We start from the raw sequence: 23,779 nt of genomic DNA, 5'->3' as shown, positions 1-23,779 counted from the left end.
CAATAGAAAAGCTAATAGGAGAGGCTTGATGTCCCATGTTCCTGTAGATGCTCTTTTCATTCCGCTTGGCATCGCGGTGTTAACCGTTTCCGATACGCGTGGATTCGATCAAGATGGCAGCGGTGACTTACTCGCCGCGCATCTTATTGAAAGCGGCCATAACCTAATGGAGCGGCGCATCGTGCCTGATGATATTTATCAGGTTCGCGCTGTGGTGTCGGAATGGATTGCGCGTAAAGAGATTCAGACGATCCTGGTGAATGGCGGTACGGGCTTCACTGCTCGCGATACCACACCTGAGGCGCTAGTTCCTCTTTTTGACAAAGCAATTGAGGGGTATGGCGAGCTGTTTCGCTACTACTCTCTGCAAACGATTGGCACGTCGACTATTCAATCTCGGGCGGTAGCGGGGGTTGCCAACCAGACACTGTTGTTTGCGATGCCCGGTTCGCCCAAGGCATGTGAATTGGCGTGGGACAAAATCATCTCATTGCAGCTGGACTCCCGCACTCGGCCCTGCAACTTTGTCGCAATGGTGTTGCCTTCTGCGCCTGCTTGTAGTGGACGTCAAGTAGAAACGACCTCTCATGTTTCGGAGTGCTTATGAACTGTCGCTGCGCAGACATAGTCACGCCTGGGTTGTTAGGCTTATTTGATGCACGCCAACGAGTTATCGACACAGCCACGCCGATTAATGGCGTAGAAAATGTCTCCCTTGAACAGTCGGCGGGGCGAGTGCTGGCAGAAACGGTAGTGGCACCTCTCGATATGCCAGGTGTGGACAATAGCGCTATGGATGGTTACGCGCTGTGTCTGGCTGATTACCAAACGGCACCTCGCGGTGCCGGCCTGCCCATTCTCCAGCGCGTGCCGGCTGGCGCAGGTGTCATGCTGCTAGCCGAAGGGGGCTGCGCGCGTATTTTTACCGGCGCGCCGGTACCCATAGGGGCGGATATTGTGGTGCCTCAAGAGCGGGTAACCCTTGATCAGCGTGGGCATATACACCTTGAGGATAGCTTGGTGCTAGGCGCTAATATTCGCCGTCAAGGCGAGGAGACCCGCATGGGAACCCCGCTACTCGCTGTTGGTAAGTTTCTTGACGCAGCGTCGATTGCGCTTTTGGCAAGCCACGGGATCAATATCGTTGCCGTCAAGCGGCGCCTACGGGTGGCATTGCTTTCAACCGGCGATGAGCTGATTGCCCCAGGCACGGTACGATCTCCGGGACAGGTATACGACAGCAATCGCGCCATGCTTAACGTACTGCTAGCACAAGCGCAGTGCGATGTAGTGGATCTGGGTGCCATCGCTGATTCGCCGGAGTCATTGCATCAGGCCTTTGAGCACGCACAAACCATTGCAGATGTGGTGATATGCACTGGTGGCGTTTCGGTAGGCGAGGAGGATCACGTTCGTCCGGTGATCGAGCAGCGCGGTGGGCTACATTTTCATGGTGTTGCGATGAAACCCGGAAAGCCCTTCGCATTCGGTTATCTAGGCGCGGAGCCTTCCACTTGCACGCCGTTAATGGCGCTGCCGGGTAATCCCGTGGCCTCCCTGGTGGGCTGGCAACTGCTGGCGCTGCCGTTTATTCATGCTATGCAGGGACGACACTTAGCTTCGCTACAGTGTTTTCCAGTCAAGGCAGGCTTCTCTAAGCGTGGGCCCAAAGGGCGCTGTGAGCTATTACGGGTAGTGTTGGATTGGTCACAGGGGAGTCCCGTGGCGCAGTTAGCGGGCGGGCAGGGCTCGCATATGCTTGGTGCGGCTAGCCAAGCTGATGGTTATTTAATGATTAACCCCGAAATCGAGGTGGCAGAAGGGGATGCGTATCACTACTACCCCATCAATCAGTTCGCCGCTTGAATCACTTTTCAGTCGTGACCACTGACCTCGTCAGCTTTTTATAGGAGAGGGTATGTCTTCACATCACAAACCCCGAGCACTGATTTATGCTTGTTCCGGCTGCTCTGATGTTGCGCAACTTGCCAATAGTGTTGCTCTTCGACTTGATCATGCAGGCGAGGCAGAAATGTCGTGCATTGCCGGTGTCGGTGGTGGTGTGCCCGGCCTGGTGCGCATTACCCGCTCTGGGCGGCCTATCGTAGCCATTGATGGGTGCCAGATGCACTGTGCCAGCCACTGTCTCGCCAACGCGGATGTGGTACCCACAGAGCACGTAAAGCTATATGAAAACGGCCTGCGCAAGCGGCGGGGTCAGTTTTATGATGAGCAAACAATCATCGAAGTGACCGCTGAGGTAAAAGGACTCATTGCTCGGCTGCCCGTTAATGCCAGTTCCCAAGAGGAGCCCGAAAAATGAGTGCGCTAGTCGATGGGTTTGGCCGTACGGTGCGTTACCTGCGCATATCGGTAACTGATCGTTGTGACTTTCGCTGTGTGTATTGCATGGCCGAGGAGATGACCTTCCTGCCTCGAGCCCAATTGCTGACCCTTGAGGAAATAGCCACCCTTTCCCAGGCATTCGTCGAGCTGGGCGTGGAAAAAATCCGTCTAACTGGCGGTGAGCCACTGGTACGCCAGGGCGTTCTAACGCTAGTGCAAAAACTCGCTGAATTGCAGGGCCTGCGCGAGCTGGCGATGACCACCAATGGTTCAGGGCTGGTCAAACATGCCGATGCTTTGCGCCAAGGCGGGCTACATCGGCTCAATATTAGCCTGGACTCGCTCAAGCCCGAGCGTTTTAAAGCATTAACCCGAACAGGTGACTTAAACCAAGTGATCGCGGGTATCCGTGCCGCACGCCTCGCTGGTTTTCAGTCGATTAAGCTCAACGCTGTATTGCTTAAGGGGCGTAATGACGACGAAATTATCGACTTGGTAAACTTTGCCCGGGATGAACAAGTGGATATTAGCTTTATTGAGGAAATGCCCCTGGGCGCTATCAGCGAGCATAACCGTGGTGAAACCTTTCTTTCTACCGATGCGGTACGCGAGACCATCGAAAACCATTACCCACTCCTACCCACCACCGAGACCACCCTAGGGCCGTCCCGTTATTATCGCATGGCAGACAGCCAGTCGCGGATTGGCTTTATCTCTCCCCATAGCCACAATTTCTGTGCTGCCTGTAATCGTGTTCGAGTGACGGCGGAAGGGCGGCTACTCCTCTGCTTGGGCAATGAGCATTCGGTAGATTTACGCGCCGTAATGCGACGTTATCCGGGGGAGATCCAGCGCCTAAAATCAGCCATTGTGGGGGCGATGACGAAAAAGCCTGAGCGGCACCACTTTACGACCGATGGCGAGGTTCAGGTAGTGAGGTTTATGAATGTAACGGGAGGCTAATGTTACTGTTTTTTAATAACGGAACTTTATTACTATAGTGAGCGATCATTTTATTTTATGTCATTAATAAGTGGAAACGACAAATTTCTGCTGTCGCTGCCAAGTTTTTGACATAAATTCCAACCAAAATCATATATCTACGGTTTTTTCGTGACATGACCTATTTCTGAAGTAATTCTACGAAATGGGGTGTCAGGTATAGTCGCAAGCTTCGTCACGCTATGTAAAAAACTTCTCTATCTTTTCTGGTGCTTAACGCTAAAACGTGTGGATCGCTGAGTCGTCGCTGACAGTTTCATTGGAACCATTGGTTTGCCCTTAAGGCTTAAATAAAAATAGTAATGCACCAACTGCCTTGGCACCTTGCAGGTGTGTAGAATGTTGAGAGTGATTTCTACTATCGATCGTGGAGCTGCCTTGGACAGGTTCGAAGAAATGCGCATTTTTGCTTCCGTGGCGCAGTTGGAAAGCTTTTCGGTCGCCGCGCGCCAGCTTGAGTTGTCACCTCCTAGGGTTACTCGGGCGGTCGCAGCACTAGAGTCGCGTTTGGGCGTTGCGTTATTACAGCGTACTACGCGACAGGTGCGCGTGACCGAGGCGGGGCGTCGTTATCTGGAAGATGCTCAACAGGTACTTGCGCAACTTTCTGAGGCCGAAGCCTCAGCTACCGGCAGCTATCTCACTCCACGTGGGCTTTTAAGCGTAACTGCGCCTGTGCTGTTCGGCGAGTACTTCGTTACGCCGCAGATCGTTAACTACTTAGCACAATACCCTGACGTGCAGGTTCGCGCCGAGCTGATTGATCGGCCGGTTAACTTGCAGGAAGAGGGCATCGATGTGGCGGTGCGAATCGGGCATGTGCCCAAGGAGTGCCAGCACTTAATCGTGCCTGTCGGCGAAGTGCGGCAGGTAGTCTGTGCCAGCCCGGAATGGTTAGTAAAGCACGGCGAGCCGCAGCACCCGCATGAGTTGGAGGCGCTGCCCACGGTGGTGGCTGAAGGCAGCCATTTCGGCAACCATTGGTGGTTTGAGGAGAACGGTAAACGTATTGAAGTTTCGCCATCGCCGCGGCTGCGCATCAGCGCCATTCACGCGGCGTTAACGGCGGTTGAGGCGGGTGCTGGACTTACTCGGCTGTTGTCCTATCAGGCGGCTGCCAGCGAAGCGGAAGGCAGAGTACGGCGCGTGTTAACGCGCTTTGAGCCACCAGCCATTCCCATTAATATTTGGGTAACAGCGGGTCGTGGCCGCGCCGCCAGTGTACGTACTTTCGTTGATTTGCTTGCCGAGCGGCTACGTGCCGACCCAGCGCTTGGCTATCGTGACTGACCATGGCGTTCTCCCCACAATCACCACTGCATTTTGAGGCATTAATGGCGCTGTCTGCTGTTGCCAAACACGGCAGTGTTCAGGCCGCAACTGACGCGAGTGGCTTCTCGGCACCTAAGCTTCACCGCTTGCTTCGTGCGCAGGAGCAGCGTCTGGGGGTTGCTTTAGTCATTAGCTCAACTCAAGGCAGTTCATTGACGCCAGCGGGCGAGCGATTGAACGCACATGCCGACGCGCTGATTCACGCCGTTGCCGACGCTGAAGCCAACGCCCGCCAGGAGCACCTTGAACTCAGCGGCACGTTACGTTTGCAGGCGCCCCAGGCGTTAATAGAACCACTACTATTGCCGTTGGTGTTGAGGGTGCAAGCGGCACATCCAGCGTTAAAGGTATACCTGCAAGCTGATGAGTATCACCACCTGGTAGACGCGGCGGCTCCGATCCACATCCGTCTAATGCGGGGATCTCTTCCTGAAACGGTGTACGTCAGATCACTAGGCGACTTACGCACTGGCCTGTTTGCCAGCTCCTGTTATCTGAATAAAGCAGGGCGGCCTGATAGCCTGCAAGCCTTGGCTCGCCACGCGCTCATTCACTGTCCGGAAGAGGGGCAGGCACCGATTTGGCGGTTGGCCGAAGGCCACACCCTCCGCTTTCAGCCCAGACTAAGTATTAGCACCAGTACCGCGGCGCTGCGGGCGGCCATTGAGGGAGCTGGCATCGTACGCTGCTATCACTTAGAAGCGCGTCATGCTTGCGCACAGGGTCTGCTTGAGCCTGTCCTCGGCCCCCTTTGGCCAGCGGCTGATTCTCTGGCGTTAACCTACGCTCTTGGCCTGCGGGCTCCCGCCAGCGTTATGGCTTTTTTGGAGCTAGCGACCCCCTGGTTGCGGGCACAGTTGTTAGATTGATTATTTCATTTCACGCAATTTTCTATTGATTGAAATCATTATTCTTGCCGCTCCTGTTTTGGCTCAGGATAGGTGATGTCGCTTCCTACACTGAAACTCACCTGTTCTTAAAGATGCTAATTAAGGAGCCAAGCATGTCTAACGCTATTAAGGTCTATCGTCACGCACTTTCCGGTCACTGCCACCGCATCGAATTAATGCTTTCGCTGCTCGGGTTGCCTGCCACCTTTATCGATGTCGATCTCGCAGCAGGCGAGCATAAGGCAGCGCCTTTCTTAAATCTGAACGCCTTCGCCCAGGTACCGGTGCTCGATGACCAAGGCGTCATTCTGTCGGATTCCAATGCCATTTTGGTCTATCTCGAACGGCGCTATGGTTCTGGTCGCTGGCTGCCGAATGACCCGTTGAAACAAGCTCAAGTGCAGCGCTGGTTATCCGTGGCGGCTGGGCCGTTGGCAAATTCGGCCATGAAGGCTCGCTTGGTCACCGTCTTTAATGCCCCGTTCGACCCTGCACCACTGATTGCCGATGCGCATGAGCTATTTGCAATTGTTGATGCGCATTTGTCACAGCAGCCCTTCCTGGCGAGCGACCAAGCCACTCTGGCTGAGGTTTCTCTTTACAGTTACATCGCTCACGCGCCGGAAGGCAATGTATCGCTGGAACCTTACCCGCATATTCGCGCCTGGCTTCAGCGTATCGAAGCGCTGGAAGGTTTCGTGCCAATGGGCGTTACCAAGGTAGGGCTACTTAACTAAGTCAGGCTAACTAGCTAAGACAGACTAACTAGCTAAGCCAGCCTAAACAGCATCTCAGCACGGAGCGGGTTATCTTCCCGTCAGGAGTCGAGAGTGAGTAATCTCGAAACTAATAGCCCATGGCATGCGGGCGAGCTCACCCTACAGCGCTTAATCGGGGCGGAGCAACAAATGGCAGAGATTGGCAGCAAAGTGATGCGGCCCTTCTTAACGCCACAGCTTCAGCACTTCTTTCCTCAGTTGCCGTTTGTGGCGGCAGCAGCGGTGGATGCTGAGGGCTGGCCTTGGGTGACTCTATTGGAGGGGGCGCCGGGGTTTGTTGGTGCGTCTGATGAAGGCCGGCTCGAGTTAAACGTAGCGCCGCCTTCGGGGGATCCCCTTGCACCCTTGCTTAGCAGCGGTGCAAGCCTTGGACTACTGGGTATCGAGCTACACACGCGCCGCCGTAACCGGGTAAACGGCTTATTGCGGGGCTCAAACGGCCAATGGCATCTTGAGGTAACCCACGCCTTTGGCAATTGCCCCCAGTACATCCATGACTGGTCAGCAATGCAGCCGGTGTTGCCTCAGCCGGGCACCGTGCTTGCCATGCGCGACTCGACTCTCGATCAGTTACCTGAGCTGGTGCTGGCGCATATTGATCGGGCACTCACGGCTTTCGTAGGCAGCTACGCGCATACCGAGCAGGGCCTTCAGGTAGATGCTTCCCATCGTGGTGGTCGAGCGGGCTTCATTCGTCGTCGGGGGGCTGATCTGATCCTGCCAGACTTTTCGGGCAACCGCTTCTTCAACACGCTGGGTAATGTATTGGCCAGCGGTCGTGCTGCCTTGGTAATACCTGATTTCGTCAGTGGAGATATGCTGCACCTCTCCGGCGAGGCACGGTTGGTGGATGAGGAAGCAGCGGGGGCGCATTACCCCGGTGCTGAGCGTTACTGGTGCTTGACGCCGAGACATATCGTATGGCGGCCGGGCATCATGCGCTGGCGCAGCCATGCCAGTGAAGTAGCCGTTGAAGCGAGCGCTCTTGGGCCTTGGCAGATGCTTGCCCCTTCCTCTCTGCAGCGCGTTCAGGTGGTGGATGTGGTATGCGAAACGCCTCAGATTCGTTCTTTTTATTTACAGGGCGAAGCGTTGGCACCCTTTAGCGCGGGGCAATTCATTACGCTGCATGTACCGTACTTAGATGGAACCCCGCTAGTGCGCAGCTATACGCTATCAGGCAGTAGCGGCCAAGCAAGCTATCGCATCAGTGTCAAGGCAGACGGTGAAGGCTCGCGTTACTTACATAAAGCGCTAAAGGTGGGATCGGAGCTAGCCGTCAGTCAACCAATGGGGGCGTTTACTGCGGTGGTCAGCGGCTCGAAGCGCGCCCATTGGGTGCTGCTGGGTGGTGGTATCGGTATTACGCCTTTAATCAGCCTAGCCCATGAGTTAACCGATGCAGGTCGTGGTCCGGTGACGTTGGTTCAGAGCGTGCGCGAGGTTGCTGAGGCTCCTTTCGGCGAGGAACTGCTCGACCTACAGGCGCGAGGACTACATTTGCGGCGTCACGTGACGGGGTCAGATGCTGCCCCTAATGGCTGGGTTCCAGGCCGGGTTTCACTGCAACAGGTTGTTGCTGATCACGAGTTGTCGACGTTGCAGTTGTATCTTTGTGGCCCAGCCACTTTTGTTCAGCGCTACCATCAGGAGGCGCTAGAGCTTGGGTTTTTGACCGAACAGATCTATACGGAAGCATTCGGCCCTTCGGCGCTAACGCAGGCATATACAGCGCCTGTCGCCGAACAGCCAATAGACGTTAGCTTTACCCATCAACGTGTGGTTGCCCAATGGCAGCCTGGCGAAAGCCTGTTAGAAACCGCTGAGAAAGCAGGACTACAACCCACCTATGCGTGCCGCAGCGGTAGCTGTGGAGAGTGCGCGTGCACATTGAAAGCGGGTGAAGTGACCTACCCGGAGGGCGTATCAGCACCCAAGGAGAAAGTTCTATTATGCAGTGCCCGTCCAGCGGCGCGCTCGGGGAAGCTTGTGATTGATACCATGCGCTGACCACGCTTGTTGGTTTTGATCCTACCTATCTGGATCAAACGAGATTGCTGCTGTCGTGAAAAGTCATGAAAAGGCCACTCGTGCAAAATTAACGCGTGACCCATCATAGTCTTGCCAGCATCTTAAGACTGGACATCATGAGCCTTAGCGTTGGGGTTAGGGGTAGGGCGGCGGCGATAGCCATGCAACATGCTTGCGATCAAATTATCGCTTTGCTTGATGCTTTCTACCACGGCACCCAATACATGCAGTGGTACTAGAAAAAGAATCGCGTTGGCCATGAACTCGTGGGTTTCTTCAACCCAGTCCACCCCCCAGAAACGATCGGTTTCTTCCATCATATAGCCCGTAAGTCCCAGACCGAGTATTAGCCCAAGCAGCACCAGCATCATGATGGCACCCAACGGTGTGTGGGTAATGCTGGTTTGCTCTATCTTACTGTGCCGACCGCGCAGCGCGCATTGAAGTCGGCTCATGGTAGGCCAAAAGCTACGCCATCGCGCGCTCCAGGGACCGATAAACCCCCAAAGGATGCGCACGGCGATTAATGCCACCAAGGCATAACCGATCCATTGATGTATATCGCTCCCTTCTTCGGTTAGCCATAGGTTGACGGCTATGCCAGCTACTAAAGCCCAATGTACTAACCTGACTAGCGGGTCCCAAACACGGATAAGGGTATTATCGGCCATGGTAACCTCCTGATTAGTCTTCGACTTCCTGCTTTACGATGCTGGCATCTACGGGGTTGAAATAGATCTCTACCCGGCGTTCCTGTTCGTCCCAACCGTATATCTCATAGCAGTTTCCGTCTGTGACCTTAAATTCTTTGATTTCGTAACCCATTTCGCTGATACGCTCTTCCATATCAGCTTGACTGATCCATTCGTCACTTGGGGCATCAGTACAATGAGTCTCGGCCAGTACAGCCGTGCTAGCAGTCAGTAGCAATGCCGATGTTATAATCTTAGTGATGTGAGTTCGCATAAGTAATATCTCTTTTCAATGAGGAGTGACTGTGCAAGACATATTTGTCGATTGGCACATGGATCATCTTAAATGAGCCAACTTATGGCAGGCTTAAAAAAAGATAAGCAGCAAAAAAACTGTTTATTGAGAACGTTTCTTTGGCACCGGATTGGCAGATAAGTGAATAGTTAACGCAATATGGCTTCATTCCAACAAGCGTTAAGCGAGCACTGCTAATCACATTTCCTGTGCTGGCAGCATAGACCTGTGCTCCAGGCTGCCTCGGCTTTTGGTCCCATTGATCCTGCAGCGAAGTCGTATTGGCTTGAATCCTGGGACGTTACTTTGTCGAGGGCGTTCTGGGTAGGTTTTACTTAGCCTAGGAAGACGGCTGATACGGCGGTGGTGATAACTAAAAAATCCGCCTGTAATTCATATGCAAGTAGGCTACCGCATAGGTTCTTATCGATCTCAGCCTCAACATCTTACAGGTCTTTAGTATCCTTGCAGCATTCCACGGGTATGCGTCCGGCCTCAGCGGCGATGATCAAAGTGCTATGTATGCTCCAGCAACCAGCGAATTTCTTGCACACCGAGTACCCGTACTGGTTGTGGAGACGCCATGGTTTGTGCGGCTAAAGCGTAAGCGCTCGAAACGATTAGTTTGATGAATATAAACAACAGAATTAGTGGAAGTAAAATCGCGATGTGTGAATTCTGTTGAGAGCTTATAAACTGTGGCAACGGCGAGGAGAAAAATAGAATCGCCTTGGGGTTGCTGAGCCCAACCATAAACAATTGTCGCCAAAGCGCAGGCATGTTTTGTCATGTTGTTAGCTGGCTGCTAGCAAGTATTCGATGAGTATCGCCACGCTTAGAATTATGTCTCTTGAAGATAATTAAATTAGTAATCAGGTATGTCTGATATTACTCAGCTTTATTAGCCAATATGGCCGGCTGATTGTTATCAATCTATCATCAGCTTGTTTTATTATCGATAAGGTTAAGCTGATCAATAGTGTTCTTTTAATTGGGAAGCTCCTCTACAATCTATGTCGGTAATCAGATAAATAATAAAAACTGTGTTCGCATACTTAAAAGGTAATCGGGCTTGTGTAAACAAGCTAGAGATTGCTTCCCGGTGACACTGACAAGGCAGATGCTTTATGCAAGCTATCGCGATCACCACATTCCCGCTGTTGGTGCCTTTAGGCTATTGGCTAGGATTGGCGGTTGCTTTTATATGGGGATACCTTGCTTGGAGAAAAACACACAATTGGCACTGTATAGCCTATACGAGTGGGCGTAGTGACCACCTTTTATTAGTGTTGATCGTCGGGCTGGGTGTGGTCGATACCCTAATTGGTATGTGGCATGACAGCTTGAGTCAGGCGCTTCCATTGGCAGGAGCCGCTTGGCTAGCGGCGCTGGTTGTGTTGATGATTGGTGCTGTCAAGCCACGGCCAGCAGCCTGGTGGGCGGGGTTGGCGTTAAGCGGGATGGGGGCTGGTGGATGGGCTGCATGGCAAAAATTTGGGATTGGGTTGACACGCGCGACAGGACATCCACCGTTACACTCCATTTTTTTCGGTAATTTTGCGTTATTGAGTGCGCTGTTATGCCTGGCTGGGTTGGGCTGGGCTTGGCATCAGAGAAAGTCACGTTTGGGTTGGTTTTTGCTGTTACTGGGGGGCGCCGCAGGAGGCGTAATGGCATCGGCACTGTCCGGCACGCGAGGAGGGTGGTTAGCCCTGCCATTAGCAATGGGTGTGTTTTACTACAGTTATGCGCACCAGTGGCGAGCAACATGGCGCTGGATAGGAATCAGCAGCGTAATTGCAGTATTGGCGGTGGCATACGTCATCCCGCAAAGCGGAGTGGAAAGGCGAGTGAATAAGGCGATAGCTGATGTGCACCACTATATTGAAGGAGCGGATGTTGGCTCTATCGGAGCACGCCTGGAAATGTATCGTGGCGCCTTGTGGTTAATACGCGAGCATCCTTTCGTAGGCTACGGACATGACGGCTATCAATCCGCAATGCAAGCACTAGAAGTTGAAGGAGTATTAAGCCCGAAATTGGGTAGTTACTGGCATGCGCATAATGATCTGCTGGATGCTTGGACGAGGCGAGGGCTGTTTGGCATGTTAGTAGTACTGGGACTTTATCTTGTCCCTTTATGGCATTTTCTACCCGGTTTGCGCAGTGAAAATCCGCTGTGTAAGTCCTTTTCTGTCGCTGGGGTACTGTTGACAGTCGCCTTTATATGTTTTGGTTTGAGCTACTCTTTTTTCGCTTACCCAGCAGGTATAGCCGTATATGCTAGCTGGCAGGCTTTCTTATGGGTTCAGATTCCAGAGGAGCTTCCGCAGAAGAGTCGCTTTGGATACGCTAATTAATGCCATGGCGGTAACAATAGCGATACCCCATGGCTATGATGACTATCATCTTGGTATCGAATACAGGGTCGGTTTGCTATCAGGTTTGTGCATTTAAGCACGCTATTTTAAGACTCGACATCACGCTTCTTGTTAAGGAAATAAGTAGCTTATGTTCAAGCATATTTTGGTGGTTTGTACAGGTAACATTTGCCGTAGCCCTGTCGCTGAAGCAATCCTCAGACAGCAGCTCCCTAACTGCCAAATCAGTTCAGCTGGTTTAGGTGCCTTGCAAGGTGAGCCCGTATCATCGTTTGCGCAGCAACTGGCTGAATCGGATGGTCTGGAGGTTACTCACCACCGTGCACGCCAGCTGACAGTGCCAATGATTCAAGAAGCCGACCTTATTTTAGTGATGACGGAAGGCCAACGCCGTGCTCTAGGCGAGCAAGCACCACATGCGTTGGGTAAGACGCTATTGCTTGGTCGCTGGCTGAATGACGGTGAAGGACAAGATATCCCTGATCCGTATAGAAAGACGCTAGATGTCTTTGAGCATGTGCATACGCTGTTAAAGGATGCGAGCTTTTTGTGGGTAGACAAGCTCCCAAAAACGTTACGTTGATGCCGGCCATATTGAGTAGGGCCCCTTGGTAAGCAGGCCCCAAGCTTCGCTAGGAGGCCTTCTATATTTCTCCCTCTGAAGCTTTTCCATCCAAGCTGTTTCGCTAAGTTTTAGCTATGCAGCGAGCAGTTATTAATCTCTAGATTGTTTTCTAATTAAGAGTTTGTGCACATAAAAGCCCACTCTAAGTTAATCCTATGTTTGTAACGTTAATGTTACATGGCAAGCTGATTTCAAAATATCACCTGTTTCCCATATATAAGTATTGTAAAAATCTAATGACAATATTGTTTATATATTATAATTTTATTTAAGCTATTGATTTTAAAAAATAATTATTTGAAATAATGCCACTTCTCCCTTTCTCTCTGCCTTAGCAGCCTAGAAATTTTGCTGTTTTTACTACCACTGATGTACGTCGTATTGCTCCCAAAAGTAGTAGTTATTTCACCCTCTGGTAGCTATGTAAATAAAGTCAATCTTTTTGTATTTTTATGTAACATTAAAAATAATTACCAAGTAGGTAGCTCTGACTCATGGCGATAGCGAATTAACGTCGTCTGGGATGTGTTTAATAAGGCTCTGGGAAACGCCTGATTAAAATCCTCGGGCGGTAGCGTGGCGAGACAAAAGCAATGGGAGCAACCATGAATAATTACAATGAAGTAGCAAGAGTGGAATCTTCAAGAAGCCTCATTCGGCTAGTCCACTATCTCGTATTGATCGTGCTGCTGGGAGCCCTAAGTGGCTGCGCTATGGCTCCTGGTGGCCACATTGATCAGGACAACCTTGAACAATCACTAGATGGGCGTGTGGACGTGGAGCAAATCACCCCAAATTTAGTGAATGCGATGTTTGAAAGAGATGTTTCTTCTCGGGTTCCATCTCCCGCATTGAATCCAGTGGTGCCAGGGTATGAGTACCGAGTAGGGCCTGGCGATATTTTAAGTGTGATTGTCTATGACCATCCGGAGCTGACTATTCCGGCAGGTTCTGAGCGCTCCGCAGCAGAAACCGGTAATCGTATACGCCCCAATGGCACCATGTTTTATCCATACGTGGGGCGTGTCAGGGTTGAAGGAATGACGCTTGATGAAGTGCGTGACCTGATTACTCGGCGTCTAGCTAATGTGATCAACGAGCCGCAAGTTGAAGTTGGCATTGCGGCGTTTAACTCTCAGAAAGTTTATATCAGTGGTGCTGTTGAAAATCCTGGCACATTACCACTCACCATTGTGCCGATGACAATTCTTGATGCCATCAGTGCCGTAGGCGGAGCACGGGAAAATGCCGACTGGCGCAACGTAACGTTGAGCCGTAATGGTAGCGAAGAGCGCATATCGCTTTATGCAATGATGCGCCAGGGAGACATGACACAGAATCGTTTGCTGCGTGATGGTGACTTGCTTCATGTTCCTACAATGGAGAACCAGAACGTAGTAGTGATGGGACAGGTAGTCCGTCCCGGTACCATTGCTATTGGCAATGAGCGGATCACCTTGACGGATGCATTAGGCAGGGCAGGTGGTGTGAATGAAAGCCGTGCAGAACCTTCGGGAATTTTTGTTGTACGGGGTAACCCAGCAGGGAGTGAAAAGTTTGCCACTGTTTATCAGTTAGATATCCGAGATGCTACCCGGTTATTGCTTGGAACTCGCTTTCCTCTCCAGCCTCAGGATGTGGTGTACGTGACGTCAGCGCCATTGGCTCGTTGGAACTCGGTCATTTCTCTGCTGCTGCCATCCGTCAATCTGCCGGGTAATGTTGTAACGGTAGCCAATGATGCCAGCGAGCTTTAAGTGACTATTTTGAAAAGTATTTCTGAATAGCGAGGCATGGCCATGAATTACTTTCCTCATCCACCTTCATCACCGTCTGGCCCCCAGGAAAGCGATGATCTTAATCTGCGCAAGCTAGTCGACACACTCTCTGACCATCGCTGGTTTATCGTCACGATAACAGGGCTTTTTCTCCTGGCAGGGTATTTTTATGCCAGCTCTCAGCCGCGTATCTATCAGGCTGACGCGTTAGTTCAGATAGAGAGTCGAGGGGCCAACTTGGCGTTTATGGAGTCATTGGGTGAACAGCAGCCTGGGAACCCTACCGCTGCGGAACTCGAAATATTGCGATCACGTATGGTGCTGGGAGAAACAGCTGAACGGCAAGACCTAGCGATTAAGGTTGAACCGCGCCGATTGCCAGTTATAGGGGACTTTCTTGTCAATCATGGGGTTAGTCAGGATTTAATCGACAGTTTAACCCCATCCTTTATGCGCGATTGGTTATCAATGGGAGAAGAGCGTCGTTGGCAAAATCCTTATGTGTGGGCTAACGAGGCTGTGCGTGTTTCACGCTTTTCTGTGCCCGACGAACATATCGGTAGCGAGCACCTATTGCGCATAAAGGAAGAGGGTAACTTTGAGTTATGGCTAGAAGATGAGCAGGTGCTTAGCGGCACCGTTGGCGAAACCGCTCAGGATGATCAGTTAGGTTATCGTCTCTTTATTAGCCAAGCAGTGGCCCACCCTGGTGCTGAATTCAACTTGACACGTATGTCCTCTCTTAATGCGATAAAAAACCTTGAAAGTCGTTTTGAGGTTATGCCACAAGGCACAGATTCAGGCGTCTATGAACTGATGCTCAGTGGTGCGGATCGCAGCAAAATCCAGCCGACGCTTGATACCTTAACTGGGGTTTTTCTCACTCAGAACGTACAGCGTCATTCAGAAGAGGCAGAGAAACAAATCGCTTTTCTTAGCGAGCAAATTCCACAAGTTAGGGACCAATTATCCAATGCAGAGGGAATGCTCAATGATTATCGTGCGCAGCGTGACTCGGTCGACTTAACGTTTGAAACACAAAATCTTCTCACCCGTGTGGTGGAAGTAGAAAATCAACTCAGCGAGTTGGCTATGAGAGAGGCCGACTTAGCTGAGCGGTACCGCCCCTCGCACCCCAACTACCAAACCTTGCTAAGGCAACGTTCTCAACTCGTGGCGGAGCGTGACCGTCTCAATTCCCAGGTCAATGAATTACCTGAAACCCAGCAAGAAGTGCTGCGTCTGACTCGGGACAGTCAGGTCAATCAGCAAGTATATGTTCAATTGCTCAACCAGCTTCAAGAGATGCGCTTGGTTAAAGCCGGTACGGTGGGTAACGTACGTATCCTTGATGCCGCTATTCTCAATCCGGGCACTATCGCGCCGCGTATTCCATTGATAACCGCTGTCAGTGCACTAATAGGCGCGTTGCTGGCCACGATGCTGGTGGTGGTGCGGTTGTTACTGAGTCGTGCGATTAAGTCTCCCGAGCAACTGGAAGAGTTGGGGTTACCTGTTTATGCAACGCTGCCTGATTCCGGCGAGCAAGCAGGGCTTACCGAGCGTATTCGCCCGCGTCACTCTAAAAAGGTTCAGGAAGTTTTTCGAGGCTTACTGGCAATTCAAAAACCCGCTGAGATTGCGGTGGAAGCGTTACGCGGCCTGCGAACTAGCCTCTATTTTGCGATGCTCGAGTCGGACAATAATCGTTTGATGATTACCGGTGCGAGCCCTGGAGTTGGTAAGAGCTTTGTCGCCGCTAATCTGGCCGCAGTTTGTGCCCAGGCGGGACAAAGGGTTTTGCTGATTGACGCTGATATGCGTCGTGGTCATCTGCACCATGCATTTCATAGCAAGGGCGTTAAAGGCCTTTCAGAGTTGCTAGCACGGCGAATTGATGCAGAAGAAGCTGTTCGCCATAGCGACTTAGATGGACTGGATTATGTTGCCCGGGGCAGTGTGCCGCCTAATCCATCGGAGTTGTTGATGCAGCAAAGCTTTCACGATTTCCTTGAAACCATGAGTCAGTGCTATGACCTAGTGATCATAGACACACCACCGATACTGGCGGTAACCGATGCAACGGTAGTGGGCAAATTAGCGGGAACCAGTTTGATGGTAGTCCGCTTCGACAGCCACCCCCCTGGAGAAATTAAGGCTGCTAAGCGCCGCCTGGAAAGCGCTGGTGTAAATGTTAAAGGTGCAATCCTAAACGGTGTTAAGAAAACGACCAATAGCCGTCATGGCTACTATGGCAGTTACCTCTATGCTTACCGGTGATCCAAGATGCTGAAGCAATTGCGCGAACTCTACTCGTTATTGACGCAGCAACAGCGGCGCCAACTGTTGAGGCTCCAAGTGTTGATTATCGGTATGGCGCTGGCACAAATTGCAGGTGTTGTCGCTATTGGGCCTTTTATGGCGGTTGTGGGGGATATGAGCAAGCTCCAGGGGGATGGCTGGCTTGCTATGGCTTATAGCGTTACCGGCATGCAAAGTCCCAGGGCTTTCTTAAGTTTACTGGGTGCCATGGTGCTCGGCGTTCTGCTAATAGCGGCCCTGCTGTCTATCTATACGTCGTGGCGACTAGCGCTCTACAGCGCTCGAGTGGGGGCCGAGCTGTCAAGTCGCCTCTACCGTTATTACCTGCACCAGCCTTGGTTGTTTCATTCCAATCACAATACCAGTGCTCTGACTACTAAGGTATCTGCGGAAGTCCAGCGTGTGTCTCTCAAGATCATCAGCCCTGTTATGGAGCTGAATGCTAAGTTGATCATGCTATCACTGATGACCTTAGCTATTTTTCTCTACAACCCTTTGGTGGCGATAGTGGGTGTGGTGGTCTTTTTTGGGACTTATTTACTGCTTTACCAAACGGTTCGACGTTTTTTAATTATGAACGGAAGACGAATTTCTAAAGCGCAATCCAAGCGTTTTAAATTGATGAGTGAAGGATTCGGAGGTATTAAAGATCTGCTTTTACTGCATCGACAGGCGAGTTTTATTACACGTTTTGATAATGCCTGCAATGCTATCGCGCGTGGTGAAGGAGTGACACAGGGGCTAAGTGAAGCCCCGCGTTATGCCATTGAACTGGTAGCTTTTGGTTCGGTTATTGTGTTGGTGATTTATCTGCTTAACCTTTATGAGGGTAATCTTGGGGCAATTTTGCCAGCACTCTCTATCTATGCGCTGGCAGGTTTTAAAATGCTGCCAGGTTTTCAAAAGATATACACCTCGCTGACAAAAATTCGCGGTAACTTAGCCGCTTATAACGCCATTCGTGATGACTTAATTGCCAGTCGTGATGAGACAAAAAACGCTGATATCGCTGTTAGCGATGCTCAACCTGCAGCGCCAATAACGCCCTGGGTGCCTCGGCAAGAGATAAAAATCCAGAATGTGGTTTTCGACTATCCAGGAGCGCGCGCCTTGGCGCTTGATCGGCTCACGCTAACGATCCCAGTTAATCAGATGGTAGGGCTAGTTGGAACCTCTGGCAGTGGCAAGAGTACCGCGGTGGATTTATTACTCGGTTTGATTGAGCCCCAGCAAGGTCAAGTACTGATTGATGGTGTGCCATTAACCCATGAGAACTTACGGCAATGGCAGGCGGGGGTGGGGTTTGTGCCTCAGCAGATATTCTTATCCGATGCCAGCATCCTCGAAAACGTCGCCTTTGCTATCGAGCGTAAGGATATTGATGTTGAGAGAGTCAAGGAATCGCTACGTATGGCGCAACTGGACGATCTGCTGGATAGGTTTCCGGAGGGGCTTGAAACACGCATAGGCGAGCGCGGTGTTCAGATATCCGGGGGGCAGCGTCAACGCCTGGGAATCGCTCGGGCCCTTTATCAGCAAGCTAAAGTACTGGTGTTTGATGAAGCAACGAGTGCGCTGGATGGCATTACCGAGCGCCGTGTCATGGAAGACATTCAGCGATTTTCCGGCCAAATGACGGTCATCATGATTGCCCACCGCCTAGCGACTGTTAAGGAGTGCGACATCATTTATATGCTTGAGAATGGGCAGGTAATTGATGCTGGCACTTACGACGACTTGGCCAGCCGTAACCATACCTTCCAGATGATGGCGAATCTCTAGCCAGGCGTCTCTTCCAAGATAGATAAAAGGGTATCGCCATGAACCTAATCGGCGCACTACTACTGTTTTTGAGCCTTTCATTAAGCAGCCTTTATTTGTTCCCTAGTGGTGGACCGCAGCTGACTGATATTGGCTTAACAGGTTTCGTCGGTGTGATGTTAGTGATGTCCCTAGGCGACAAACATCTGAAAGTTTCCCCTTTCGCCATATGCTGGGCAATGATGGTGCTGTGGGTGTTGCTGGTTTGCCTTAGCTGGACGCTGGTCTTGGGAGCGACCAGTTTTTTTAGACCCGCTCTGTTTTTCCTGTTTAATTTCCTAGTGGGTATGGCGTTATTACGTTTTCTTAGCGTATATGGCGAACGCGCTACGGGAATAATCCGTAATGGCGTAGCAATCGCGCTGGTGATCGCGGGTAGTCAGGCGTTACTGCAGTTAGCTATGGGAGTTAATCGCACAACGGGAAGTTTCAATAACCCTAACCAGCTCGCTTATTTTTCATTATGCGGTGTGGTGGTGTTATTGATGCTTGATGATTTTCATCCGCGTATGAGGCTTTTGGGGCTGGCTGGGCTAGCTGCCGGCGTGTTGGGAATTTTAGCTGCGTCATCGCTTGCCGCAATGGGGGGCGGTGTTTTAGTCCTGATCGGGTGGGCCATGGCTAATGCCCGTCAAATTAAGCACTTTGCGCGCTTGTTAGTGTTATTTCCATTGCTATTGTTGGGTGTCTTGCTTGCCAATATCAGCTCGGATGGGCAAGTATTGCGCAACTTAGAAGCGCGCATGGACAGAGCGCCAAGCAAAGTAGATAGCGTCTATGAAGAGCGTAAGTTTGATCGGTTAACGAACTTCCCTGAATACGCCATTTTAGGCGCGGGGGAGACTGAGCGTCAGCGTTTTGCTCCCTATGATGGACATGAAATTCACTCCTCTTTCGTCAACATGTTATTTGCCTATGGACTACCCGGGCTAGGGCTTTTCCTATTGACGATCGTTATCGCGTTACGACGAGCGCCGCTGTATGTCTGGGCGGGTGTGGCCGGGCCCTTGATCTATTCCACTACCCATAATGGCCTGCGCGCGACACTATTTTGGTTAGTGCTAGTGTTGTGTTGGCACCTTTACCGACAAGGAGCAATAGCCGCTTCGCATCATCGGCTAATGGCTGATTTCCCTTGAAATAACACCATTGCCAATGAGGCTAGATAACTAACACGTAACGCCCGCAAAAAATAATAACGGGGGAATCATGGATAGCTTAATGAAATCGTTGTCGGTGGCGCCCCGATGGATAAAACGCAGAGTACTTGTCCTGCTGGATGGCTTGATTGTAGCGGCCAGTTTGCAGCTGGCAACGATGATTCACTTGGAAAGCTTCCAGCCACTAAGAGATGGCTCCCTGTGGATGACGATTGGTCTGCTAGTGCCAACAAGCCTTTTGCTTTTTCATTGGCTAGGGCTATATCGAATAGTGATTCGTTATATGAGCCATGTCACCGTGCCAACCGTCGCTCTGGTCGTCGCGACGTCAGCACTGTTAGTGGTGCCAGTCAGTTATATGGTTGAACACCCTGTCGGGTTATCCGTTATCGTCATTTATACGCTTCTTTTACTATTAGGGATTGGCAGCCTGCGTTTTTTGATACGTGAACTGTATCGCTATAGCCAGCGTCGCCAACGCAAGCCAGTCGTGATCTATGGGGCAGGGGCCGCTGGCTGTGAGTTGGTTGATGCGCTTCGCCATGGTGGTGAATATGAACCGGTGGCTTTCGTAGATGATTGGCGAGGACTAGAAGGCGCCATGGTTGAAGGGCTGAGAGTACACCAACCGGTTGCGCTAGCTGCCTTGGTGCAAGAGTATCAGGCTGCCATGGTGCTGTTGGCAATTCCTAGTGCCCCACGTTGGCGACGCCGTGAAATATTACACTGGCTCTCCGGCCTATCTGTTCCTCTTAAAACAATTCCTGGTAGCGCAGACGTGATTGCTGGGAGAGCAAAAATCAGCGAGCTTCATGACGTAGCGCTAGAAGATTTATTGGGTAGAGAGGCTGTGCCTGCCTTCCCTGAGTTGCTGCAGGCCAATATTCGCGATAAGTCGGTTATGGTCACCGGCGCCGGGGGATCAATTGGTAGTGAGCTATGTCGTCAAATCCTTGCTCAGAATCCCATACGCCTATTACTGGTCGACAACTGTGAATTTGCTTTATACGCCATTGAGCAGGAGTTGAGGCAGGTAGTTGAAACGAACCATTCACGCTGTGAACTAAAACCACTGCTTATTTCGGTTCAGCATGCGGGTGGCCTCAAAGCAGTATTTGATAGCTTTCAGGTACATACCGTCTACCATGCAGCCGCTTACAAGCATGTACCGATGGTTGAGTTTAACCTTGTTCAAGGGATCAGTAACAACGTCTTTGGCACCTTAAATCTCGCTCAGGCGGCAATGACAGCCGGTGTCGAAGCTTTCGTGGTTATTTCCACCGATAAGGCTGTTCGCCCCACCAATGCGATGGGGGCCTCCAAGCGCTTGACCGAACTTATTTGCCAAGCATTCGCTAATGCGCAGTCAAAAACACGCTTTTGCATGGTGCGTTTTGGAAATGTGTTGGGGTCAAGTGGCTCTGTTGTGCCGTTGTTTCGTAAACAGATTGAACAAGGTGGCCCTATCAATGTGACACATCCGGAAATCACCCGTTATTTCATGACGATCCCTGAAGCCGCTCAGTTGGTTATCCAGGCTGGCGCCATGGGCGAAGGTGGCGAGGTATTTGTTCTCGACATGGGGGAACCGGTCCGCATTCTGGATTTGGCAGTGAATATGGTTAGGCTCTCAGGGCTTGAAGTGAGAGATGCAGAACACCCAGAAGGTGATATTGAGATTGTTTATTCCGGCTTGCGCCCAGGAGAAAAGTTATACGAAGAGCTATTAATCGGCGATGACGTCAGGAGAACTCGTCACGACCGGATAATGACCTCAAAAGAGCGTTTCTGGGAGTGGCCAAGGCTTGAAACCTTTTTAAATGAATTGGAACAAGCTTTTATCGAAGCTGATCATGTGCATATCCGTCAACTTTTACAGTCCGCCCCACTAGATTATCACCCCTTAGACGAGATAGCGGACTTAGTGTGGACAGCGCGCCAAACTTCGCCCCGCGAACCCCAGAGCCAACGCTTAAATACAAACCCATTCTTAACGTCCTCAACCCGACACGATTCCGCTCTTAATCAAGTACTTAATCCCGTCACCAAGGAAAGCTAAAAATGTTGATCGACTCATTGTCTATCAAAGTGTGGATGCTCCGAAAGGCCGAAAGTGCGGGGCTACACATTCAGTCGATGAAACATTTTCGGCCAGTGGATGCTCGTAGGCATCTGAGTAATCCACTCGAATTAAATTATCTTTATCCTGGTAAAGAGCTGCTCCTTGATGCGCCGATGGAATGGGGGTTTGGCTTGTTTAATCTCAGTGGTCATCGGCGCTTCCTAAATGATGTGATGCAGGAGGCATTTTATAAGCCTGGCAGGGAGCGCGACTTACTCCGGGAAGCCCTGCGTGTTTTCTATGCTGAATGGCAGCCAGCTAATGCCGCCGAGTTTCTGGGAGTTTCTTCTGACCAAGCGGGTGGGCTAGTCGATGTACCGCCATGGCAGGCTTACTCTCCATGGGACTCATACAATGCTGCAGAAAAGAGTGCCAAACGCCAGCGAACGGAGTTACGTGAAAATGCCCGAATATTAGGTAGGCACCTGGGCATTAACGCAGGCTGGAAGTTCTGTGGGCCCGTCAGCGAAGATAAGCTTGAAGTTGAGGTTGAACGTTTGGCTCGGGTGCTTGAATCGATTCGTGATCAAGGAGTCTGTCGCCATGACGGCACTGATGGCGATATCCGCGCAAGCGTTTTAACGCACTCAGATGGACGCTGGCGCTGGGTGGTACACGGTGGCCAGCACCGTTACGCGGTGATCAGTGCTTTAGGAGCGCCGCGGGCTGTTATTCGGGTTGAGCGCTTTATTCGCCGTGAAGACGTTGCCCTTTGGCCGACAGTGACCTCAGGTTTCTTTAGCCAAGAAACAGCCCTCAAAATATTCGATAACTACTTTTTTGATTAATATATAAAACCGCTTTTTAATAAAAATTATTCTGTCTGAGTGATTTTGTCCTACTTTGAATTTTTTTGTTCGCTTTGCTTTAGTGCCTTTGAGTTATATTTTTTTATCGAAATTTTAAGGAGCTTTATAAAGCCTCTGGTAGGCTTTTTGAGATACTCCTTTTAGCTTTCAAGGAGAAAGGCGACTATGAATAAAAAATATAATATTGAGAAAGATGACTGGTTGGTTGGCATTGCTATTTTCCTAATTAGCGAGCGGGGGCTGGCGTATTTAGACGTCTTACGTAGCCTGCTTGATCGCTACGGTTTTAATATTTTGTGCGAACGATCCATACATGAAGATCAGCGGCATACACTGGTGAAGTGGGTTGATAGTAGTGAACAGCTGTCTGCAGGTGGGCCTGTTAATGGCGATCTGCCAGCCTATTTTTTGGTGGTACACGATGTTCATCCTATGATGGAACACTCTTGTTCAACGGAGACACCAGAACGAATCGATAATCTACGACTGCTGACCGTAGAAGCAATGCTAACTCAAAAAGCCAACGATGGTCGCAGTAGCCAAAAACACCTCAAGCCGTTGTATTTGTCCTGTAGCACAACTCAGGCATTTGAATATCTAAACAAAATAGTCCCACAGCAGGTCGATACAATACGCGCAACAGCTCAGCGCTATAACAATGAGTTTCGCACTCCTTACCCTGTGCTAGCCGATGTGAGCAAGCAGGTCTGTCGAGCCAAAGTAGAACTGGTGGATTTTCACGGCACTGAAGCAATTTGCAAAACCTTTCGCCCAGGGCGCGAGCGGTATTTAGAGCGTGAAGTAAAGGCCCGTGAACTCGGCGCTTCATTGCCTGAAGTGTCGCGACTGCTAGAGGTGGGGCCTCATTACCTAGTGTTTGAACGCTATTCCAATCGTATGGAGCGGATCCTTTCTCCACGTGCTCCATTTTCACCCCACGGGTTACTACCACTCTGGACAATTGAGCGTGTCAGAGCGGTTATCTTGCATTATCGGCGTCTTGGCTACGAGTGCATTGACTTGAATCCGCAAGACCTGATTTATGACCCTTGCCAAGGTCTTAAAATTATCGATTTCGAATTTCTACAGCCTGGCACCGACGAGATAGAAAGTCTTAAGGGCAATTATGCGTGGTATGACGTGCCATCACGCTTCAAGGGCGATTTGCCAACTTCTGCTCAGCACGGCTCCTACCGTGAACGCTGGTTCCCCTACACCGGGCTACCTCGAACGCTATGTTTGAACAAACTTCCGCGACCGGTACTTACCATGGTGCGCTCAGTGGCACTAGTGCCTTTAACGTTAGGCGGTTTAAGGCGGGTGAGTTGGCAACATATTCAGCGCCTTGTTCGTAACTGATCTAGCTCTCTTCCTTCCTTTCTAACGGTTGTCTC

General features: G+C 51.0%; 20 protein-coding genes. 17 read left to right on the top strand and 3 right to left on the bottom strand.

Going from position 1 to position 23,779, the window contains the following annotated elements:
- The first annotated feature begins 28 nt into the window (after positions 1-28).
- The 8 genes from moaB (at position 29) to HVE01_RS08900 (ending at position 8,359) form a co-directional block, all read left to right on the top strand.
- Positions 29-607 (top strand): molybdenum cofactor biosynthesis protein B, encoded by a 579-nt coding sequence (gene moaB, locus HVE01_RS08935; protein WP_125748521.1) that lies wholly within the window; start codon positions 29-31, stop codon positions 605-607.
- A complete protein-coding gene (locus tag HVE01_RS08930; RefSeq protein WP_146943629.1) occupies positions 604-1,866 on the top strand; it encodes a molybdopterin molybdotransferase MoeA in 1,263 nt (420 codons plus the stop codon). Before moaB ends, HVE01_RS08930 begins: the two co-directional genes overlap by 4 nt.
- A gap of 52 nt (positions 1,867-1,918) precedes the next feature.
- The gene (locus tag HVE01_RS08925) at positions 1,919-2,323 is read left to right on the top strand and encodes a putative zinc-binding protein (protein ID WP_146943627.1); all 405 of its coding nucleotides are present in this window, start codon (positions 1,919-1,921) and stop codon (positions 2,321-2,323) included.
- On the top strand, positions 2,320-3,309 hold the full coding sequence (gene moaA / locus HVE01_RS08920) for a GTP 3',8-cyclase MoaA (protein WP_146943625.1): 990 nt from the start codon (positions 2,320-2,322) through the stop codon (positions 3,307-3,309). The genes HVE01_RS08925 and moaA overlap by 4 nt, the downstream gene beginning before the upstream one ends.
- A gap of 378 nt (positions 3,310-3,687) precedes the next feature.
- Positions 3,688-4,638 carry a LysR substrate-binding domain-containing protein gene (locus tag HVE01_RS08915; protein ID WP_240645066.1) on the top strand — a complete coding sequence of 317 codons (951 nt, stop codon included), beginning with the start codon at positions 3,688-3,690 and terminating at the stop codon, positions 4,636-4,638.
- Positions 4,639-4,640: 2 nt separating this feature from the next.
- Positions 4,641-5,549, top strand: a complete 909-nt coding sequence (locus HVE01_RS08910; RefSeq protein WP_146943623.1) for a LysR family transcriptional regulator — start codon at positions 4,641-4,643, stop codon at positions 5,547-5,549.
- 134 nt (positions 5,550-5,683) lie between these two features.
- Positions 5,684-6,307 carry a glutathione S-transferase family protein gene (locus HVE01_RS08905; RefSeq protein WP_146943621.1) on the top strand — a complete coding sequence of 208 codons (624 nt, stop codon included), beginning with the start codon at positions 5,684-5,686 and terminating at the stop codon, positions 6,305-6,307.
- Between the two features lie 93 nt (positions 6,308-6,400).
- Entirely contained in the window at positions 6,401-8,359 is a 1,959-nt protein-coding gene (locus HVE01_RS08900) for a 2Fe-2S iron-sulfur cluster-binding protein (protein ID WP_146943619.1), read from the top strand.
- A gap of 122 nt (positions 8,360-8,481) precedes the next feature.
- On the opposite strand, the gene HVE01_RS08895 is transcribed toward HVE01_RS08900, so the two are convergent.
- The 3 genes from HVE01_RS08895 to HVE01_RS20110 all read right to left on the bottom strand — a co-directional run bounded on the left by HVE01_RS08895 (position 8,482) and on the right by HVE01_RS20110 (position 10,120).
- On the bottom strand, positions 8,482-9,051 hold the full coding sequence (locus HVE01_RS08895; protein WP_125748500.1) for a cytochrome b/b6 domain-containing protein: 570 nt from the start codon (positions 9,049-9,051) through the stop codon (positions 8,482-8,484).
- Positions 9,052-9,064: 13 nt separating this feature from the next.
- The gene (locus tag HVE01_RS08890; RefSeq protein ID WP_125748497.1) at positions 9,065-9,346 is read right to left on the bottom strand and encodes a PepSY domain-containing protein; all 282 of its coding nucleotides are present in this window, start codon (positions 9,344-9,346) and stop codon (positions 9,065-9,067) included.
- 537 nt (positions 9,347-9,883) lie between these two features.
- A complete protein-coding gene (locus HVE01_RS20110) occupies positions 9,884-10,120 on the bottom strand; it encodes a LysE family transporter (protein ID WP_241006839.1) in 237 nt (78 codons plus the stop codon).
- Between the two features lie 374 nt (positions 10,121-10,494).
- On the opposite strand from HVE01_RS20110, the gene HVE01_RS08880 reads away from it, so the two are divergent.
- The 9 genes from HVE01_RS08880 to HVE01_RS08840 all read left to right on the top strand — a co-directional run bounded on the left by HVE01_RS08880 (position 10,495) and on the right by HVE01_RS08840 (position 23,744).
- Positions 10,495-11,727: an O-antigen ligase family protein gene (locus HVE01_RS08880; RefSeq protein ID WP_146943617.1), complete on the top strand. Its 1,233-nt coding sequence runs from the start codon at positions 10,495-10,497 to the stop codon at positions 11,725-11,727.
- A gap of 151 nt (positions 11,728-11,878) precedes the next feature.
- Positions 11,879-12,331 carry a low molecular weight protein-tyrosine-phosphatase gene (locus HVE01_RS08875; RefSeq protein WP_125748490.1) on the top strand — a complete coding sequence of 151 codons (453 nt, stop codon included), beginning with the start codon at positions 11,879-11,881 and terminating at the stop codon, positions 12,329-12,331.
- Positions 12,332-12,978: 647 nt separating this feature from the next.
- Complete coding sequence (locus HVE01_RS08870) at positions 12,979-14,130, top strand: polysaccharide export protein (RefSeq protein ID WP_125748487.1); 1,152 nt, start codon at positions 12,979-12,981, stop codon at positions 14,128-14,130.
- Between the two features lie 42 nt (positions 14,131-14,172).
- Positions 14,173-16,431, top strand: coding sequence for a polysaccharide biosynthesis tyrosine autokinase (locus tag HVE01_RS08865; protein ID WP_146943615.1), 2,259 nt, complete (start codon positions 14,173-14,175; stop codon positions 16,429-16,431).
- A gap of 6 nt (positions 16,432-16,437) precedes the next feature.
- The gene (locus HVE01_RS08860; protein ID WP_146943613.1) at positions 16,438-18,255 is read left to right on the top strand and encodes an ABC transporter ATP-binding protein; all 1,818 of its coding nucleotides are present in this window, start codon (positions 16,438-16,440) and stop codon (positions 18,253-18,255) included.
- 38 nt (positions 18,256-18,293) lie between these two features.
- The gene (locus tag HVE01_RS08855; RefSeq protein ID WP_125748478.1) at positions 18,294-19,433 is read left to right on the top strand and encodes a hypothetical protein; all 1,140 of its coding nucleotides are present in this window, start codon (positions 18,294-18,296) and stop codon (positions 19,431-19,433) included.
- 70 nt (positions 19,434-19,503) lie between these two features.
- Positions 19,504-21,513 carry a polysaccharide biosynthesis protein gene (locus HVE01_RS08850; protein ID WP_125748475.1) on the top strand — a complete coding sequence of 670 codons (2,010 nt, stop codon included), beginning with the start codon at positions 19,504-19,506 and terminating at the stop codon, positions 21,511-21,513.
- Between the two features lie 2 nt (positions 21,514-21,515).
- Positions 21,516-22,364 (top strand): ParB N-terminal domain-containing protein, encoded by an 849-nt coding sequence (locus HVE01_RS08845; protein WP_125748472.1) that lies wholly within the window; start codon positions 21,516-21,518, stop codon positions 22,362-22,364.
- Positions 22,365-22,550: 186 nt separating this feature from the next.
- Positions 22,551-23,744 carry a hypothetical protein gene (locus HVE01_RS08840; RefSeq protein ID WP_125748470.1) on the top strand — a complete coding sequence of 398 codons (1,194 nt, stop codon included), beginning with the start codon at positions 22,551-22,553 and terminating at the stop codon, positions 23,742-23,744.
- Positions 23,745-23,779 lie beyond the last annotated feature (35 nt).

This window comes from Vreelandella venusta, assembly GCF_007989605.1.
In the GTDB taxonomy this organism is placed as follows: Bacteria; Pseudomonadota; Gammaproteobacteria; order Pseudomonadales; family Halomonadaceae; genus Vreelandella; species Vreelandella venusta.
This window is presented reverse-complemented; position numbering and strand designations above follow the sequence as displayed.

Bases quoted from the DNA above. Each gene is read 5' to 3' on its own strand.
- HVE01_RS08890 (WP_125748497.1), bottom strand. From the start codon at position 9,346: ATGCGAACTCACATCACTAAGATTATAACATCGGCATTGCTACTGACT.
- HVE01_RS08845 (WP_125748472.1), top strand. From the start codon at position 21,516: ATGTTGATCGACTCATTGTCTATCAAAGTGTGGATGCTCCGAAAGGCC.
- HVE01_RS08840 (WP_125748470.1), top strand. From the start codon at position 22,551: ATGAATAAAAAATATAATATTGAGAAAGATGACTGGTTGGTTGGCATT.
- HVE01_RS08875 (WP_125748490.1), top strand. From the start codon at position 11,879: ATGTTCAAGCATATTTTGGTGGTTTGTACAGGTAACATTTGCCGTAGC.
- HVE01_RS08905 (WP_146943621.1), top strand. From the start codon at position 5,684: ATGTCTAACGCTATTAAGGTCTATCGTCACGCACTTTCCGGTCACTGC.
- moaB (WP_125748521.1), top strand. From the start codon at position 29: ATGTCCCATGTTCCTGTAGATGCTCTTTTCATTCCGCTTGGCATCGCG.
- HVE01_RS20110 (WP_241006839.1), bottom strand. From the start codon at position 10,120: ATGGTTGGGCTCAGCAACCCCAAGGCGATTCTATTTTTCTCCTCGCCG.
- HVE01_RS08865 (WP_146943615.1), top strand. From the start codon at position 14,173: ATGAATTACTTTCCTCATCCACCTTCATCACCGTCTGGCCCCCAGGAA.
- HVE01_RS08915 (WP_240645066.1), top strand. From the start codon at position 3,688: ATGTTGAGAGTGATTTCTACTATCGATCGTGGAGCTGCCTTGGACAGG.
- HVE01_RS08925 (WP_146943627.1), top strand. From the start codon at position 1,919: ATGTCTTCACATCACAAACCCCGAGCACTGATTTATGCTTGTTCCGGC.
- HVE01_RS08895 (WP_125748500.1), bottom strand. From the start codon at position 9,051: ATGGCCGATAATACCCTTATCCGTGTTTGGGACCCGCTAGTCAGGTTA.
- moaA (WP_146943625.1), top strand. From the start codon at position 2,320: ATGAGTGCGCTAGTCGATGGGTTTGGCCGTACGGTGCGTTACCTGCGC.
- HVE01_RS08930 (WP_146943629.1), top strand. From the start codon at position 604: ATGAACTGTCGCTGCGCAGACATAGTCACGCCTGGGTTGTTAGGCTTA.
- HVE01_RS08910 (WP_146943623.1), top strand. From the start codon at position 4,641: ATGGCGTTCTCCCCACAATCACCACTGCATTTTGAGGCATTAATGGCG.
- HVE01_RS08870 (WP_125748487.1), top strand. From the start codon at position 12,979: ATGAATAATTACAATGAAGTAGCAAGAGTGGAATCTTCAAGAAGCCTC.
- HVE01_RS08855 (WP_125748478.1), top strand. From the start codon at position 18,294: ATGAACCTAATCGGCGCACTACTACTGTTTTTGAGCCTTTCATTAAGC.
- HVE01_RS08880 (WP_146943617.1), top strand. From the start codon at position 10,495: ATGCAAGCTATCGCGATCACCACATTCCCGCTGTTGGTGCCTTTAGGC.
- HVE01_RS08860 (WP_146943613.1), top strand. From the start codon at position 16,438: ATGCTGAAGCAATTGCGCGAACTCTACTCGTTATTGACGCAGCAACAG.
- HVE01_RS08850 (WP_125748475.1), top strand. From the start codon at position 19,504: ATGGATAGCTTAATGAAATCGTTGTCGGTGGCGCCCCGATGGATAAAA.